This is a genomic window from Nonomuraea sp. NPDC049646 (assembly GCF_044465525.1).
Classification (GTDB): Bacteria; Actinomycetota; Actinomycetes; order Streptosporangiales; family Streptosporangiaceae; genus Nonomuraea.
Genome location: NZ_JBITLU010000025.1, coordinates 73,244 through 89,578, shown reverse-complemented (window position 1 = coordinate 89,578; position 16,335 = coordinate 73,244). Strand labels below are relative to the sequence as shown.

General features: G+C 70.4%; 16 protein-coding genes. 7 read left to right on the top strand and 9 right to left on the bottom strand.

Annotated features, from left to right (window positions below):
• The gene (locus ACIBQ8_RS46320) at positions 1-420 is read right to left on the bottom strand and encodes a hypothetical protein (RefSeq protein WP_397169312.1); all 420 of its coding nucleotides are present in this window, start codon (positions 418-420) and stop codon (positions 1-3) included.
• Between the two features lie 113 nt (positions 421-533).
• Between ACIBQ8_RS46320 and eccB the strand changes: the two genes are divergently transcribed.
• Positions 534-1,967: a type VII secretion protein EccB gene (gene eccB / locus ACIBQ8_RS46315; RefSeq protein ID WP_397169313.1), complete on the top strand. Its 1,434-nt coding sequence runs from the start codon at positions 534-536 to the stop codon at positions 1,965-1,967.
• 11 nt (positions 1,968-1,978) lie between these two features.
• Here eccB and ACIBQ8_RS46310 read toward each other — a convergent pair whose 3' ends face one another.
• The 6 genes from ACIBQ8_RS46310 to ACIBQ8_RS46285 form a co-directional block, all read right to left on the bottom strand.
• Positions 1,979-2,737 carry a WXG100 family type VII secretion target gene (locus tag ACIBQ8_RS46310; RefSeq protein ID WP_397195311.1) on the bottom strand — a complete coding sequence of 253 codons (759 nt, stop codon included), beginning with the start codon at positions 2,735-2,737 and terminating at the stop codon, positions 1,979-1,981.
• The gene (locus tag ACIBQ8_RS46305; RefSeq protein ID WP_397195310.1) at positions 2,738-3,787 is read right to left on the bottom strand and encodes a hypothetical protein; all 1,050 of its coding nucleotides are present in this window, start codon (positions 3,785-3,787) and stop codon (positions 2,738-2,740) included.
• On the bottom strand, positions 3,784-5,085 hold the full coding sequence (locus tag ACIBQ8_RS46300; protein ID WP_397195309.1) for a hypothetical protein: 1,302 nt from the start codon (positions 5,083-5,085) through the stop codon (positions 3,784-3,786). The genes ACIBQ8_RS46305 and ACIBQ8_RS46300 overlap by 4 nt, the downstream gene beginning before the upstream one ends.
• The gene (locus tag ACIBQ8_RS46295; protein WP_397169319.1) at positions 5,082-5,462 is read right to left on the bottom strand and encodes a hypothetical protein; all 381 of its coding nucleotides are present in this window, start codon (positions 5,460-5,462) and stop codon (positions 5,082-5,084) included. The genes ACIBQ8_RS46300 and ACIBQ8_RS46295 overlap by 4 nt, the downstream gene beginning before the upstream one ends.
• Positions 5,463-5,529: 67 nt before the next feature.
• Positions 5,530-5,835 (bottom strand): WXG100 family type VII secretion target, encoded by a 306-nt coding sequence (locus tag ACIBQ8_RS46290; RefSeq protein WP_397169320.1) that lies wholly within the window; start codon positions 5,833-5,835, stop codon positions 5,530-5,532.
• Positions 5,836-5,859: 24 nt separating this feature from the next.
• Entirely contained in the window at positions 5,860-6,204 is a 345-nt protein-coding gene (locus ACIBQ8_RS46285) for a WXG100 family type VII secretion target (RefSeq protein WP_397169322.1), read from the bottom strand.
• A 253-nt stretch (positions 6,205-6,457) separates the two neighbouring features.
• On the opposite strand from ACIBQ8_RS46285, the gene ACIBQ8_RS46280 reads away from it, so the two are divergent.
• The 3 genes from ACIBQ8_RS46280 to ACIBQ8_RS46270 all read left to right on the top strand — a co-directional run bounded on the left by ACIBQ8_RS46280 (position 6,458) and on the right by ACIBQ8_RS46270 (position 8,770).
• Complete coding sequence (locus tag ACIBQ8_RS46280) at positions 6,458-6,895, top strand: hypothetical protein (RefSeq protein WP_397195308.1); 438 nt, start codon at positions 6,458-6,460, stop codon at positions 6,893-6,895.
• Positions 6,896-6,995: 100 nt separating this feature from the next.
• A complete protein-coding gene (locus ACIBQ8_RS46275; RefSeq protein ID WP_397195307.1) occupies positions 6,996-8,084 on the top strand; it encodes a hypothetical protein in 1,089 nt (362 codons plus the stop codon).
• Between the two features lie 5 nt (positions 8,085-8,089).
• Positions 8,090-8,770: a hypothetical protein gene (locus tag ACIBQ8_RS46270; protein WP_397169326.1), complete on the top strand. Its 681-nt coding sequence runs from the start codon at positions 8,090-8,092 to the stop codon at positions 8,768-8,770.
• Position 8,771: 1 nt separating this feature from the next.
• Here the strand turns inward: ACIBQ8_RS46270 and ACIBQ8_RS46265 are convergent, their stop codons facing one another.
• Both ACIBQ8_RS46265 and eccD read right to left on the bottom strand, forming a co-directional pair.
• Positions 8,772-9,218 carry a YbaB/EbfC family nucleoid-associated protein gene (locus ACIBQ8_RS46265; RefSeq protein ID WP_397169327.1) on the bottom strand — a complete coding sequence of 149 codons (447 nt, stop codon included), beginning with the start codon at positions 9,216-9,218 and terminating at the stop codon, positions 8,772-8,774.
• A 36-nt stretch (positions 9,219-9,254) separates the two neighbouring features.
• Entirely contained in the window at positions 9,255-10,745 is a 1,491-nt protein-coding gene (gene eccD, locus ACIBQ8_RS46260) for a type VII secretion integral membrane protein EccD (protein WP_397169431.1), read from the bottom strand.
• A 145-nt stretch (positions 10,746-10,890) separates the two neighbouring features.
• On the opposite strand from eccD, the gene eccCa reads away from it, so the two are divergent.
• Genes eccCa through ACIBQ8_RS46245 form a run of 3 tightly spaced genes read left to right on the top strand, consistent with a single transcriptional unit; the run spans position 10,891 to position 16,325 of the window.
• Positions 10,891-14,823, top strand: coding sequence for a type VII secretion protein EccCa (gene eccCa, locus ACIBQ8_RS46255; protein ID WP_397195306.1), 3,933 nt, complete (start codon positions 10,891-10,893; stop codon positions 14,821-14,823).
• A gap of 24 nt (positions 14,824-14,847) precedes the next feature.
• Complete coding sequence (locus tag ACIBQ8_RS46250) at positions 14,848-15,162, top strand: hypothetical protein (protein ID WP_397195305.1); 315 nt, start codon at positions 14,848-14,850, stop codon at positions 15,160-15,162.
• Entirely contained in the window at positions 15,159-16,325 is a 1,167-nt protein-coding gene (locus ACIBQ8_RS46245; RefSeq protein ID WP_397195304.1) for a transglycosylase SLT domain-containing protein, read from the top strand. Before ACIBQ8_RS46250 ends, ACIBQ8_RS46245 begins: the two co-directional genes overlap by 4 nt.
• The last annotated feature ends 10 nt before the right edge of the window (positions 16,326-16,335 follow it).

Below are 16,335 nucleotides of genomic sequence, written 5' to 3'. Positions count from 1 at the left end.
CTAGCCCCCGTTCGCGGCGTCGGCGCGCTTGTAGTTGCCCGCGCCGGCGTCGATGAGCGCGAAGGCGATCCTGAGCTTCTCGTTGACCTGCTCGTAGACCGCGGTCAACTCCTTGTGGCCCTGCACCAGCGCCGCTCCGAAGCTCTTGCCGCCGTCCCAGCGATTCACCCCCGCGAGGTGATCGGCGAACACCTGCAACGATCCGCCCTGTGCCTCCACGTCGGGTTTGGAGCCCTGGCGTGGCGTCGTGGCGGTGGTCAGCCGGGCGTTCGGATCGCTGCCGTACAGTTCTGGAAATTTCGCCCAAAGGGCGTTGGCGACTTTTACCAGCTCCGCCGGAGCGTACTCGACACCGTCTCTGTCGGCGACCAGACCCGGCCAGCTCTGCTCCAAATGCCAACCATTGTCGGTTGGTGCCATGACAGCCTCCCGCGTGCGATTGATCAAGAAGCCTACTAGGCGGCCATGCCGTATAAAAGCGTGATATCCATCCTCATTAAATTTCTTTCGCAACCTGCGTAACATTGTCCGTCATGCAGACCCGAAAGGACCTTTACCAGGCGCACAAACTGATGACCCAGCGCCTGGGTCTGGCGCTGCTGCAGGGCGAGCCCGATCTGCCCGAGTCCCCCATGCGGCGGCACAACGTGGCGACCTTCGCCGGCATCCTCCTGCTGGTGCTGATCACGGCCGGGTTCGGGATCTGGGGGATGCTCAGCCCCGGAGGGGCCACCAAGCTCAAGGAGGCGGGCCAGTTGCTCGTGGAGGAGGAGACCGGCGCCTCCTACGTCTACAACCAGAGCGACGGCAAGCTCCAGCCGGTGGAGAACTACGTCTCCGCCAGGCTCCTGCTGGACAGCCAGGAGATCAAGGTCCGTACGGTGTCGGCGGAGTCGCTGGCCGGCTTTGCACGGGGGCAGAGGGTCGGCATCTCGGGGGCGCCCGACTCGCTGCCGAAGCCCCAGAAGCTGGTCAGATCTCCGTGGACGGTCTGCGTGGTCGAACAGCAGGACGCGACCGGGGTCCGCCGTCCGTACGTCACGTTGCTGGGCGGGATCGACGTCGGCGGCACGCCGGTGGGCACCGACGCGCTGCTCGTCGACGACGGCCAGCAGAGCTGGGTGTTGTGGAACAGCTACCGCATGCTGGTCAGGAACCCGCGCCGGCTCACCGACCAGGCCCCGCGCAGAGTGCCGGTCTCCTGGGTGAATGCGATCCCCGCCGGGCCCGACTTCGCCGCCCCGGCGATCCCGCAGCGCGGCAAGCGGGTGCCGGGGCCGGGCGGCTCGGCCGCGCGCGTGGGACAGGTCTTCACGCTGGCCGCCGTCCCGGGGGTGCCAGAACGCTGGTACGTGCTGCTCGCCGACGGCCTCACGCCCGTCACCCACACGCAGGCGACGCTCCTGCTCCAGGACCCGGACACCAAGGTCGCCTACGGCGGCGGCCGGGTCCGCCCGATCGCCGTGGACGCCGCCACCGTCAACGCCGCCAAGATGTCGGCCCTGCGCATCCTGGGCGGCGGGCTGCCGGTCACCATGCCGCCCTTCCGCACCCCGGCGGCGGACGCGCCCTTGTGCGCGGTGTACGCCGACACGGTCAGGGGCTCGGTCCGGGCACGGCTGACGACCGGGGCGACGATGGCCATCCCGAAGCCGCCGAGCAGCGGCAACCCCGACCGCGTCGACCAGGTGCTACTGCCGCCCGGCGGCGCGGCGCTGGCCGGCCAGCTCCCGGGCGAGGGCCGGACCGATGCCATCCACGAGTACTCCCTCATCACCGACGAGGGCAGACGATTCCGGCTGGCCTCCCCGGACCTTGTAGGCACGCTGGGCTACGACGCCGCCCAGGTGGCGCCGGTGCCCGCGCATCTGCTGCGGCTCATCCCGGAGGGCCCGCTCCTGGATCCCGCCGCCGCGCGGAAGCCCGTCGGGGAGACGTCGTCCGGACGCCTCCCCGGCCGGTCCTGAAGCCCGTCCGCTCAGGTGCGGGGGAGACCGCCCTGCTTGTCCTGCTTGGGTATCAGCGAGTGGCTCTCCACGCTGTACTCGAGCGCGGCGTTGCTGAACTCCGGCATATCGCCGGACTTCAGGGTGTCGAGCTCGTTGGGTATGCCCTTCATCGTGGGGAACAACTTCCCGCTGGCCTCGGACTGCTGGACGGCCTGGTAGAACAGGGTGCCGAGGACGGTGACCGCGATGCCATGCTTGATCAGCACCTTCCTCCCGGCGCTGACGGCGGCCTTGCCGACCTTGAAATCGAGCACGTAGGCGAAATCGACATAGCGTTGCACGGCGAGCACCGCCAGAGCGTATGTCAACATCATGCCGGCGATGCTCATGAAGGTGAGCGCCCCCACGTGGTACAACTTCGCGCTCTGGTCGACCGCCTCGCCGGTGGCGTTCCGTGTCGACCTGAGCGTGGCCAGGGACTTGGTGAAATCCGCGTAGGCCTCGTCGAACTTCTCGCGGGCCGTGCCCTCCCAGGTGGTCCCCGTGCCCGTGACCGTGGCCTGCAGTTGCTTGAGCTGTTCCTCCAGCGCGGCCAGTTCGGAGGTCGTCCCGCCGTTGTCGGTGGTGCGCCAGGTCTTCGACGACCCCGACATGCGCCCCGGATCGGAGATCATGAGCCCGATCATGGCCACTATGTAGAAGGCCCAGGGACGCCTGATCAGGACCGCCGCGCCCGAGGCGGTGGCGAGGGCCTTGTAGTACAGGCCCTTGCCCTCCTCGTAACTCATCTACGTCTCCTTGCCGATGATCTCGGGGGCGATGTCCTCGTCGTCCTCCCAGACGCCCTCGTCCTCCGACAGCAGCGAGCCTTCCTGCCGGTCGCGTTCGTCGAGGCCGTTGCCCGAGCCGCCCATCGGCATCATGGGCATCATCGGCATGCCGCTGCCCATCCCCCCGGACGTGCCCATGCCGGGAACCTTCGGACCGGCTGCGGCGCCCCCGCCCGAGCCCGCGCCGTTGCCGGTCGGCGATCCCCATGTGGTGCCCGGCCGGGTGCTCAGGTCGGTCAGGTTCGGGTTCGGCGTCCCGTTCAGGGCCCTGGGGTCGTACGACGACAGGCCGGTCGTGTCCCGCGGCGAGTTGATCGCCGAGTCGATGTCGGGGACCTTCATGTTCGGATCGCCGGCGCCGGACAGGCCGGAGTCCGGCCGGTCGATCCCCGGCAGGTCGGTGCCGGGAAGGTCGCTCCCGGGCCGGTCGGCGCCCGGCACGTCGCCGTTCGGCGGGTCCGTGCCGGGCAGGTCGGTGTCCGGACGGTCCATGTCGGGCAGGTCGGCGTCCGGGAGGTCGCCGCCGGGCGGGTCGGGGTCCGGCATGTCGAGGTCCGGCGATTCGGGCATCTTGGGGGTTGGCACTCCGCCGCCGGTCGGGTCGTAGTCCTGGTCCTTGCGGTACAGGCCGGCGTTCTCCTCCTCGGCCGCGTGGTAGTTCGCGTCGGCCGCCTTCAGCGCGGCCTGCCAGCTCTGCAGCGCCTTCTTGCCTCGCTCCAGGGCGGTGGACTGGGCCGCGATCGCCTGGTCATGGGCGTGGGTGAGCCCGTAGCCGATCACGCCGAAGGCGGGGAAGGGCACCCCCATGTGGCCGGACTTGGCCCGCAGCGCGTCGATGATCGCCGTCTGTCCGTTGATCTGGCCGCTCGCCGCGTTGAGCGCGCCGTCCGTGAAGGAGATGCCCGACGACGGCAGCGGCAGCTGGGTGCTCATCGGGATGCCGTACTGGCCGTAGGGCTGCTGCCCGGTCGGCTGCGCGGGGGCACCGTTCTTCTGCTGGTCGCTCACCTGATCACCGGGTCCGTCACGTCATGGTTGCTGGTCCAGGCTGACCTGTCCTCCGACAGGTAGGCGGTGCGCTCCAGGTCTGCGCCCGCGTCCCCGGCCGGGCCCGCGCCGCCCGCCATCGGCAGGAACGGCGTGCCGGACAGGCCCGCCGCACTGCCTCCGCGCATCGCCCCGAGTCGCCCGCCGGGTGTGTACGCGCTGTTCGGCGAACCGATCACCGACGGTACGGGCTGGTTCGTGGCGACCGGCGCCGCACTCATGCCGGGGGTCGCCACGAGGGGTGGACGTTCGCCGATCGTGGGCTGGTAGAACGAGCTCTCGGTCCGGGCCGGGTCGGCCTCGGGAGTGGCGTCGTCGAGCTCGGTCCTGTCCTGGGCGCCGATCACCGGCGGAGTGGTGCCGTCCTGCGCGCCCGCGCCCGTGCCGGTGTTGCCGGCCTGGTCGCCGGGTTGTTGTCCGGGTGTGTGCCCGCCGGTGGGCTGGTCACCGCCGACTGGCCGGTCGACCGGGGGCGTCCCCGGAGCGGCGTCGTCCGCGCCGTCCCGGGGGGGCTGGTCCTGCGTGCCCGGGTCGCCGGCGCCGGTCGTGCGCCCGTCGCCCGTGCCCGTGCCTGCCGGGTCGCCCGCGCCGGTCGTGGGATCGTCGCTCCCGCCCGTCCCGCCGTAGACGACGCTCGTCGTGGCGAGCGGGCCGCCCGGGACCGTGACGACCGGCAGCTCGTAGGTGATGTCGTGCGGGACGGAGCCGAGATGCAGGTCGCGGATCTTCTCGTTGAGCTTCCGCAGGGCCGCCTGCGCCCGCATGTTCTCCAGCAGGGCGACGGCGTTGGCCTCGTCGTCGCCCTGCCGGTCGAGCCCGTACAGCGCCCGGTGGACCCGTACGACTTCCTGGACGTCCGGGTCGTTCTTGTCCAGCTTGATGCCTTCGACCTCGGCGATGGCCACGGGGATGAAGGCGGCGTAGCCCTCCAGGCTGCGGCCCATCTCCGCGAGCTTGCGCGCCAGCTCGTTGCCGGTGGCGTACAGGAGCTCGAGCGCGATGCGGGCCCGGTCGGCGTCCGGCCCCTTCCAGATGGTGAGGATACGGCCCGCGTGGTCCTCGAGCCCGACGACCGCGTCGAGGACCGCCTTGGCAGTGCTGATGTAGGTGGATCCGGCGCGTTTGACCAGGTCCGGTTGTGACGTCGCCAGCAGGCGCTGGATCTCCGCCTTCGGATGGACCTCCGTCTCACCGGAGGGGACCTGATCGCCCCGGATGACGAGCGTCTCGCGCTTGGAGCCGGCGCCGGCCATGGTCACCCGCCCTCGTTCCGGGTGTCCGCCTCGGCGTGGTTGGCGGCGCTCGCCTCGATCGCGGCGATGACGCTCCTGTACGCCTCCACGAACTCGGCGTAGACCCGGCCGAACTTCTGTCCCGCGCCGTCCCTGCCCGCGGTCGAGCCGAATACCTTGGCGTCGATCCACTCGCCGAACTGGGCGGCGCCGGGCTGGACGTCGGCCAGGGTGCGTCCGCTGACGCCCGGCTTCTCCATGGCCTGCAGATTCTTCGACAGAGCCGCGGCGATCGACCGCATCACGGACGGTTCGTGCACCCTGCCGTCGCCCTGGAACTGGTCGGCCGTGTGCGCCGGGATGTCCAGCGGGTCGGTCTGCGGTTCGGGTTCCTGCTTGCCCATCGCTTACCCCTGCGAATGCGAGTCCCCGATCACCGCGTCGCCACGGTGACCGGGAAGAGGAGGCGCGTCAGTCCGTCCAGATGGCGATGTTGCGCCGCTCGGCGGCCTCGTAGTTGCCCTTGGCGATGTTGACCGCGCTGGCGGCCTCGAAGAGCTGCCTGCCCATGGCCCGTTCGTGGGCGTCCCACTGGTCCTTCTTGGCGTTGAAGAACTGCTCGGCCTCGCCTTCCCAGCTGGCGGCCAGCTCCTTCTTGATGTCGGCGAACAGGTCGTCGGTGACCTTGTCGAGCTCGGTCACGACCTTCTTGAGCTCCTCGTAGGCCTGCTCCATGCTGCCGAACTTGACGTATGTGTGATCATCGGGAACGGTCACTGAGATCTCCGTGGCGTCGGCCGGCTAGTTGCTGTTGATGACGTTGTCGATCCGGCCCGTGAAGCCGTCCCTGGCCAGCGACCCCGACAGCTCCATGTTCTGGTCTGCGGCGTTCCGGTAGACCCCGGCGCCCATGTTGAGCCGGTCGTGGATGTCCTCAAGGATCCTGATCACGGCCTTGAACTCGACGTCCCACTCGTCGAGGGCGTGGCTGAACTTCTGGGCCGCGCCGCCCCGCCACCCCTGGGTGGTCAGGTCGCCCTTGATCGTCTGGACGCGCTGGCGCATGCCTTCGATGTACTGCGCGGTGTCCTCGCAGTACCCGGCGGCGTTGGTCAGCTGCGTCGGACTTGCTCCGTACAGTGCCACTGGACCTCCAAGTGGACATTTCCTTGTCTCGCATATCGGCTGGCCGACATGAATGGGGCGAACCCTTGCGAAACAACATCGACTCGCATGTTAACCACCACCCGTCCCAGCGATCACAACCGTCCGGCCGACGAGAACAAATCTGCGCTCAATGCCAAAACATTCTGCGCTCTGTGCTAAAGACGCGAAGAAACCGGCATCACAGGATTGCCCTTCGGACAAATCGCCTTTCCGCTCTTTGGAGATGAAGAACGTGAGAATCACGAAGAGGACGGCCGGTGCGGTCATCGCGACCGTGCTCGGCACGACGGCGGTCCTCACCGCCACCACCGCCACCACCGCCACCACCGCCTCGGCGTCCCGCCAGGCGGCCGAGACGCCCGCCGTCGTCTGCGGCCCGGGTTACACCGTCCAGCGTCAGGCCGCGTTCGCCGGCGGCGTCGCCTACCTGCTCCACAACCCCGGCAAGCAGAACGCCTGCGCGGTGACGTTCAAGACCAAGGACGTGGGCACGCGCAGCATGGTGTGGTCCGCGGTGGACGTGAAGGGCGCGGGAGTGGTGAAGAACGAGGAGATCACCCCTCTGCACACCGTGCCGGTCTACCACGCCGCGCCGACCGGGTCCTGGGTGAAGTTCTCCGGCGGCGTCAAGAACGCCGACTCCGGCGGCGCGTACGAACGCATCGGCTGAGACCCGCGGCCAGGCCCGCGACGGCCGACCTGTACGGCTGACCGCTCACGCGGTTAGTGTTTCTGATCGTTCGGGCGGGTCGCAGGCTTTGGGGGCGCGGATGGCCGAGTTCGGGAGCATCGACAGCCTGGTCAACTGGACCACGGCCGAGGACTCGGCGGTGACCGGACGCATGTCCGCGACGGTCGTCATGAGCGACGGCGACACGGCTGAGCCGGGACCGGCCGCTCCCGCGGCGGCCGTCGCCGGCCTCGGACAGGAGCCGTACGTCCAGGAGGTCGAGGACGACGGCGAGCACCGGCCGGACGACGGCGCCGTGGAGCCGGCGCCCCCGGACGGCCTCCTCGAGATCTCCGGCGACGACCCCCCGCCCGAGCCGCACGACCCGCCCCCCACCGACCCCACGGCCCCCGCCCGCGAGGACACCCCGGCCACCGAGGACGACCCGACCCCCCAGAGCCCGCGCACCCTGGAAACCGGCCCTTCCGACTCCACCCCCTCGGATCCCCCCGCCGACACCGAGCGCCCCCCGTCGCCCACGACCCCCGACCATCCCGAGAAGACCCCGTCGTCCGGGGAGCCGACGCCCGACCGACCGGCCGCGACCACCCCCCAGGACACCACCAAGGCGCCCGACGCCGCGAAACCCCCCACGGCCACCACCCCAAAGGCGGACGACACCGAGGCATCTCCCAAGGAAGCCGCCCCGGCGGGCGGCGGCGGGACGCCGAGCGGCGGCCTCCCCACCGGCACACCCCCGGACCCCACCACCGCCACCCCCACCACGCCCGCCGCCGCGAACAAGGACGGCTCAGGCAAGGAACGCCCCCAGGACCCGAAGGCGGCCGCGCTGAGCGACGGCGGCGTGTCCGGCGACTGGCGCAAGGCCAGCCCGGAGGCCATGGAACGGCTGGGCCAGAGCCTCGCCCCGACGCAGGCGGGCGGTACGCACACGCCGGGAGACCGGTTCAGGGCGGTGGAACGCACGGTCAGAGGCGCCACCCCCGGCTTCCCGGGCTTCGGCCTGCTCGGCAGGTTCGCCTTCGACGGCGCCTACGACGCGGCCCGCAACTCCGCCGCCGACTACCTCAAGCATGCCAAGAACCAGCTCGGCCGCTGGCAGACCCAGCTCAACGAGGGCGCCAAGGTCATCAGGGACGCCAACGACAAGAGCACGCTGAAGAAGTAGGAACCATGGATCATTACCGCAACGGCACGACCCTGTACACGATGGCCGTGGCCTCCTGCAACGCGGGCGCCATGCTGAAGACCAACGTGGTGCTCTCCGTCGTGTGCAAGATGTGCGCCGCACTGATCGGCACGATGCTCTCCAGCCCCGAGGACATCCGCGGCACGGCCCACGAGGTACGCGCCGCGACGCACGAGGTGGAGCAGGCGAAGGAGAGCGTACGGCAGCTCATCGCCGGGGTCTCCAGCCAGGACTGGGAGCGGTTGGCCCGGCCCGAGATGGAGAAGGTGGCCGAGCAGTTCACCCTTGAGGTGGCCAAGACCGGCGGCGTGTACAAGGAGCTGGCCCACACCCTCGACCAGCTCGCGAAGATGTCCCACACGGGTGCGGTGTCGTCCGCCGCCCTGGCCGGGTTGTTGCTGACACTCTCGGCCGCCGGGCACTTCTTCCCGGGCAACCCGCTGGCGGCCTCGGCGGCCGTGCGGGCGCAGGGGGCGTTCAGGCGGTTCTTCTCCAAGATGCTCGTGGTGTACGGCTCGGCCGCCGCCCTGGCCTGGCTCGCGAGCGGACTGATGTCCGCCTTGACGGACACGGGCATGTCGCAGGCGGTCACGCTCACCGGCAAGGACGCGCCCGCCTTCGAGCAGGTCGTCATCGCCGACCTGCCCACGCAGCGCCAGGCCTAGCTCACAACTCCAGCCGCCGCCGGATGCGGTCGAGTTCGCCCATCACGTCCTCGAACGTGCGGTTGTAAGCGGACTCCGCCTCCTTGATCTGGTTCAGCGCGGCGTCCGGGTTCCTGAGGTACGTCATGGGGTTGTCCTCAGAGTCGCCGAACGTCTCGTTCATGCCCTCGGCGACCTGCCGCTGTAGGTCGGCGGTGGCGTCGTGCAGCGCCGTCTTGATGAGGTCGGCCAGTTCCCCGGACGACAACCGCAGGCCCTTGGGGTGCAGTTGCAGCTCGCGTACGCCCTCATGGCCGCACTCGACGGTGACTAGCCCCTGCTCGTCCTGGGCCCGTCCGACGAAGGAGTCCATCTTCTTCTGGAACTCCTCCATGCGGGCGAACTGCTGGTCGGCCCCCTTGAGCAGCTTCTCGATGTCGATGTTGGCGAAGTCTCCGAATTCCTGCACAGCCTCACTCCTCCGCTCGAAACGGCCAGCAAAGTATCAGCCCGACAACCCGCGTACCCAGGTGTAGAGCTCCAGCACGCCGGCCGCGAGCGGGAAGAGCTCGACGATCAGCAGCAGGTCCAGGATGTCCCCGGCCCGTCCCCAGAAGGGCGACGGTTTCCCCGACGCCAGGCTCCGCCCGGCCCCCACCGCCAGCAGGGACGCCCACAGCACGCCGACCGCGACGGCCAGCGCGCCGACGACGCCGCCCTTGGAGCTGAGCGCGAAGGCCAGCATCGCCAGCCCCGCCAGGCCGGACCCGACGAGGCAGATGCGCTGGGCGACGCCGGAGAACACGCGGGCGCGCATGATGAGCGTCAGGGAGAGCGTGCCGGCCAGGATGTAGGCGATCAGGCCGTCGTGCAGCACCAGCAGCGCCAGAGCGGCCAGCGCGACCAGCCCGACGGCGGTGATCAGGCCCGTGGCGTAGCGCTGGGCGATCACGGTGCGCTCCTGGATCGCCGCCGCGTCGAGCCGCTGGTTGTCGGCGCGCAGCTCCTCGGCCGTGGTGGGCATGGCCGGCAGCGGCACCCGGGCCATCCGGAACGACATGGTCGGCACCAGCGGGCTCAATGACAGCAGGACGGCGATGGCCACGGCCGCCACTCCGGCGGGGGCGGCTCCCGTCACCATGACCACGGCCGCGCAGATCGTGCCGCACGTCGCGGCGATGGACGTGCCGAGGAAGCCGGGCATGCCGTGCGAGACCGTCATGCCCGCGACGGCGGCGGCGAGCGCCGTGCAGGCGAACGCGGCGAGCACGTGGGGAGCGCCGACCTCGGTCACGCCCCCGCCGCCGGAAGGGGTGAACAGCCCGGCCAGGAAGGCGTACGGCAGCGCCGCGTGGCCGATCAGCGCGCTGGCCGTGGCGTCGCCCATGGCCCGGGAGAGCACGGTTCCCGCGGCGATGATCAGCAGGGCGAGCGTCGCGAAGACGACCGTGCCGATCTGCGGGGGCAGGCCCGCCACCGCCAGCCCGGCGGCTCCCAGGACCAGCAGCCCGGTGGCGCCGGCCGCGCCGAGGGCCGCGGTGTGCGCCTCCGTCCACTTGCCGGGGCCGCCTCGCACGCCGGTGGCCACGACATCGGCGACGTCGTCGAAGACCGCGGGCGGCAGGATCGACTCGCGCGGACGCAGGTAGAGGATCTCGGCGTCGAGCACGCCGAGCGCGCTGAGGCTCTGCTCCAGGTCCAGCGGCGCGCCGCCGAGCCGCTGCAGCGTCCATCCCGGAGACGACGTCGCGTCGCCGCCCACCTCGCCGAGCATGCGCAGCAGCCCCGGCAGCACGTGCGGCAGGGGGATGTCGGCCGGCAGGGTCAGGTCAGCCTTGCGGCTCGGCCCCACGATCGTGACGTTGCACAACGTCGGCAGCGGCAACGGCAGTTGCGCGAGCGCGCCCTGCTGCACCGGCCCCGACGGCGCCTGAGCGGGCTCGGCGGCTTCCCCGGCGGGGGGCCGGGACTCGGGCGGCGGCGGCTTCTGAACCATCGATCCCACGGTCCACTCCGTCCCAAAAGGATCACGGACAGCACAGACCATAGCGGGTCGATTCTGGTAAGAACGTCGCGTGAGCAAAGTGGTTGTCCGGCGCCCGGAGCGTCGTCCAGGCCCGAAGCCACCTCGCGGAGAAGTCATGCTGGAGTCTCCGCCGGAGATCCCCGAGGTTCAGGGCCAGGGTTTCATGCTGGTGCTCACCTACCTGCCCATGGTGGCCGGGGCCGCGGCGATGGCGCTGATGTTCACCGCGGGGGGCACCAACGCCAGCCCGGTCATGTACGTGGCCAGCGGCCTGTTCGCCGTCTCGATGGTCGGCATGAGCATCGGCCAGATGGGACGCCAGGCGGGCGAGCGCAAGCACCGGCTGAACGGCGCCCGCCGCGACTACTTCCGCTACCTCGGTCAGATCCGCAAGAAGGCCAGGCGCGCGGCCAAGCAGCAGCGCGAGGCCCTGGAGTGGAGCGGCCCCGAGCCGGACTCGTTGTGGTGGATCGCGATGGGCCCCCGGTTGTGGGAGCGCCGGTCGCGCGACGACGACTTCAGCACGATCCGCCTGGGCACCGGCGTGCAGAAGCTGGCCATCCAGCTCTTCCCGCCCGACTCCAAGCCCGTGGAGGACCTGGACGCGCTCTCCTCCGGCGCGCTGCGCAGGTTCATGCGCGCGCACTCCACCCTCGCCCGGCTGCCCGTGGCCGTCGCCCTGGCCTCCTTCGCGCGCATCCGGCTCACCGGCGACCTGGCGGCGATGCGGGACCTCGTCCGTGCCATGATCGGCCAGGTCGTCACCTTCCACTCCCCCGACGACATGCGGATCATGGTCTGCGCCGACCATGAGCGCATGCCCCACTGGGAATGGGTCAAGTGGCTCCCGCACGCGCACCATCCCGACCTGGCCGACGCGTCCGGGCCCGTCCGCCTGATGGCCGAGGACCTGGGCGATCTCGATCGGCTCGTCGGCGGGGACCTCAAGGAGCGGCCCAGGTTCCAGCCGGGCTCGCCGGCGGACGCGCTGCCGTACCACCTGGTGATCGTGGACGGCGGGCACATGCCGCACGACTCGCAGCTCGGCAGCGACGCCATCCAGGGCGTGACCGTCATCGACCTGACCGGCTCCACCGGCGCCGTCGAGGAGGGCAACACGCTGCGGCTGGAGGTCCAGCGGGACGACCTGCACATGGTCAAGATCGACCACGCGGGCAAGGAGCGCAGGACGCGGCTGGGCACGCCGGACAGACTCTCCTACGTGTGGATGGAAGGGCTGGCCAGGCAGCTCTCCCCGCTGCGCGCCTCGTCCAGGAGCGGCGGCGACGGCGAGGACATGCTGTCGATCAACACGACGCTCACCGACCTGCTCGGCATCAGCGACCCGCGCGCCCTGGACCCGGCCCTCACGTGGCGGCCGCGTGCCGGACGCAACAAGCTGCGCGTGCCGATCGGGCTCGGGGCGGACGGTCGCATGGTCGAGCTCGACATCAAGGAGTCGGCCCAGGGCGGCATGGGCCCGCACGGGCTGCTGATCGGAGCCACCGGCTCCGGCAAGTCGGAGCTGCTGCGCACCCTGGTGCTCGGGCTCGCCGTCACCCACTCCTCGGAGATCCTCAACTTCGTCCTGGTCGACTTCAAGGGCGGCGCGACCTTCCTCGGCCTCGACTCCCTCCCCCACGTCTCGGCCGTCATCACCAACCTGGAGGACGAGCTCCCCCTGGTCGACCGCATGCACGACGCGCTGCACGGCGAGATGGTCCGCAGGCAGGAGCTCCTGCGCGCGACGGGCAACCACGCCTCGCTGCGCGACTACGAACGGGCCCGCGAACAGGGCGCCAACCTCGCGCCACTGCCCACGCTCTTCGTCGTGCTGGACGAGTTCAGCGAGCTGCTGTCCACCAAGCCGGAGTTCATCGACCTGTTCGTGATGATCGGCCGGCTCGGCCGCTCGCTCGGCGTGCACCTGCTGCTGGCCTCCCAGCGGCTGGACGAGGGCAGGTTGCGGGGCCTCGACACGCACCTTTCGTACCGGATCGGGCTGCGGACGTTCTCGGCCATGGAGAGCCGGGCCGTGCTGGGCGTGGCCGACGCCTACGAGCTGCCCTCGGCCCCCGGCAACGGCTACCTGAAGTTCGACACGACCGGCATGACCCGGTTCAAGGCCGCCTACGTCTCGGCCACCTACCACCCCGATCCCAGGCACGTGACTGACAGCGGGCAGCCCGCGGCGCGCGAGGTCATCGAGTACGGCCACGCCTACGCGCCACTGCCTGCCGCCGAGACGCCACAGGAGGAGCCGCCGGAGGAGGCCGAGGAGAGCGGCGCCCAGCCGAGCCTGCTCGACGTCGTGGTCGGCCGGCTGAAGGGACGCGGCCCCGCGGCGCACCGCATCTGGCTGCCGCCGCTGGCCGAGCCGCCGACGCTGGCTCACCTGCTGCCCGCGCTGTCGGTGACGCCGGAGCTCGGGCTGTCCACGCCCGGCTGGGACGGCCGGGGCCGGTTGCACGCCGTCATCGGCATCATCGACCGGCCCTTCGACCAGCGGCGCGATCCGTACTGGCTGAACCTGTCCGGCGCGGCCGGGCACGTCGGCATCGCGGGCGGCACGCAGAGCGGCAAGAGCACCGTGCTGCGCTCGCTGATCGCCAGCATGGCGCTCACGCACACGCCCAAGGAGGTGCAGTTCTACTGCCTGGACTTCGGCGGTGGCACGCTGTCGGCCCTGGAGGGGCTGCCGCACGTGGGCAGCGTGGCCAACCGGCAGAACGCCGACCGGGTCCGCCGTACGGTCGCCGAGATCTCGGGCATCCTCCAGCAACGCGAGCGGGACTTCGCCGACCACGGCATCGACTCGATCGCCACGTACCGCAAGCGGGTGGCCGACGGCAGCGTCGAGGGCGACGGCTGGGGCGACGTGTTCCTGGTCGTGGACGGCTGGCTGACGATCCGGCAGGAGTACGAGAACCTGGAGCAGGTGATCACCGACCTCGCCGCGCGCGGACTCGGCTACGGCGTGCACGTCATGGCGACCACCAACAAGTGGTCGGAGTTCCGGCCGGGCATCCGCGACCTGTTCGGCACCAGGATCGAGCTCAAGCTCGGCGACGCCTACGAGTCGGAGGTCAGCCGCAGCGCGTCGCTCGCGGTGCCCGAGGGCACTCCGGGACGCGGCCTCACCAAGGACGGCATGCACTTCCTGGCCGCCCTCCCGCGCATCGACGGGGTGCGCGGCGCCGAAGACCTCGCCGACGGGCTGCGTTCCCTCGTGGAGGTCGTCGACGAGGCGTGGCAGGGCCCGGCGGCCAAGCCGGTCCGGCTGCTGCCGTCCCTGCTTCCGGCGGCCGCCCTGCCCGGCCCGGAGGAGACCGGCAGGAACCGCATCGCGATCGGCATCGACGAGGCGACGCTCTCCCCCGTCATGCTCGACTTCGATGCCGATCCGCACTTCGTCGTCTTCGGCGACACCGGGTCCGGCAAGTCGAACGCGCTGAAACTGATCATGGAGGGGCTCGTCGCGCGCAAGACCCTCAAGGAAGCCCGGCTGGTCGTGATCGACTACCGCCGGTCGCTGCTGGACACCGCGGCCACCGAGCACCGCATCGGCTACGCCGTCTCCAGCGCCGCGGCCTCGGAGCTGGTGAAGGAGGTGCGCTTCGCGCTGCTCAAGCGCCTGCCGCCCGCCGACCTGACCCCAGACCAGCTTCGCGACCGCAGCTGGTGGCACGGGTCGGACCTCTACATCGTGGTGGACGACTACGACCTGGTCGCCACCTCCAGCAACCCCCTGCAACCGCTGGCCGAACTGCTGCCACAGGCGCGGGACATCGGCCTGCACCTGATCCTGGCCCGCCAGATGGGCGGCGCCAGCCGCGCCATGTACGACCAAGCCGTGCAGCGGCTCAAGGAGATGGCCAGCCCTGCGCTGATCATGTCGGGCAGCCGGGAGGAGGGCGTGCTGTTCGGCAAGGTGAAACCGCAGCCTCTCCCGCCCGGCCGGGCCTTCTTCGTTGACCGGAGATCGGGAGACCGGCTGATCCAGACGGCGTCGCTGGAAGCGGAGGAAATCGGGTCTGACCAATCGTGATGATCGCCACTATGCTCGATCCTCATGAGCAAAGGCGTCGTTGATGTTTCCTACACAGCGCTCGACGAATGCAGGACGCGTATCCATCTGGCGTCGAAGGACTTCGCCCTTGATGAGATCCTCAAGGTCAGCAAGTCGAAGACGCCCGCCGAGGTGACGGAACCGCGGCTGTTCGGCATGGTCGAGGGTGTGACCGACCTGGCCGCCAAGGTCGACGCGGTCTGGGCCGCCGTGCGCGTCGAGCTCGGCACCGCTCAGCGAAGGCTGGAAAGCGTGGAGCGGGCGCTCGACGAGGTGGAGGCCAACCTCCGCAAGGCGGCGACGGCCTCGGGCGCATGAGCGAAGTCGTCGCCGTTCTCGCGCCGGACATCACGGAGATTCCCGGCGGTGGGGAGTTCCTGCAACTGCTCGCGTGGGTCACCGGCGAGCCTCAGGTCATCAGGGACATCGCCTATGCCTGGGAGTCGTGCGCGTCCCACGCCGCCATCGAGACCTCCGCGCTGGTCAAGAACGTCAACGAGGTCGACCTGAGGTGGGACGGCGACTCCGCGGACGCCTTCAAGCGCTACATGCCTCAGTTCACCAAGGCGGGCGGCGAGTTCAACATCGCGCTGCACGCCTGCGCCGGGGCGCTGAAGAACGTCGCCTCGGCGCTGGAGAAGGCCGCTCCGGAGGTCGCGAGGCTTCGCGACGGCACGGTCGGCTCTGCACAGCAGTACATGGTGAACTACTTGGTCAACCATCCCCACACCGATGAGGCGGACGCCAGGGCCGCGACGTTCGCCGACCCGGGCTTCACCGGCGTCGTGCACGCCAACCTTGAGCAGGCCAGGGGGCTGGTCAGAACTGTCCAGGAGGCCGTCAGAGCCGCCGCCGGCACGCTGAGCGGCTCCCTCCGGCCCGGTGAGAACGCCGGGTTCGGCCTCTTCACCGCCATCCCGGAGCCGGGAGGGCCGGACTTCGACCCGGGCGACAAGAAGGTCGTCTGGACGAAGGCGTCCGCCCAGGACGAGACGCGGGTGTCGGGCGGCGGCCCGGGGTCCGGCAACGGCTCCGGGGCCGGCGGCGGCTCGCCGACGACGGGCACTCCCGCGCCCAAGGCCGAGGTGGTCGAGTGGATCAAGCAGGCGCTCACCGTCATCAGGTCTCCCGAGATGGCCGAGGTCATGCGCCAGCGCGGCATCGACGTCAGCGACCTTGACCCGAACGACCCCAAGGACATCGAGCGTATCTGGACGATCATCTACCACGAGTCCGGCGGCAACCCCAACGCCGTCAACAACTGGGATATAAACGCCAAGAACGGCGTCCCGTCGCAGGGCCTGATGCAGACCATCCCGCCGACGTTCAACGCGCACGCCCTGCCCGGCCACGAGAAGATCCTCGACCCGGTCGACAACATCATCGCGGGCGTCCTGTACACCTACAGCCGGTACGGCAACCTCGCCACCCACCCCGGCATCGAGTCTCTGGAGCGAGGCGGCGGCTACCGGCCCTACTGACGGGCCGGCG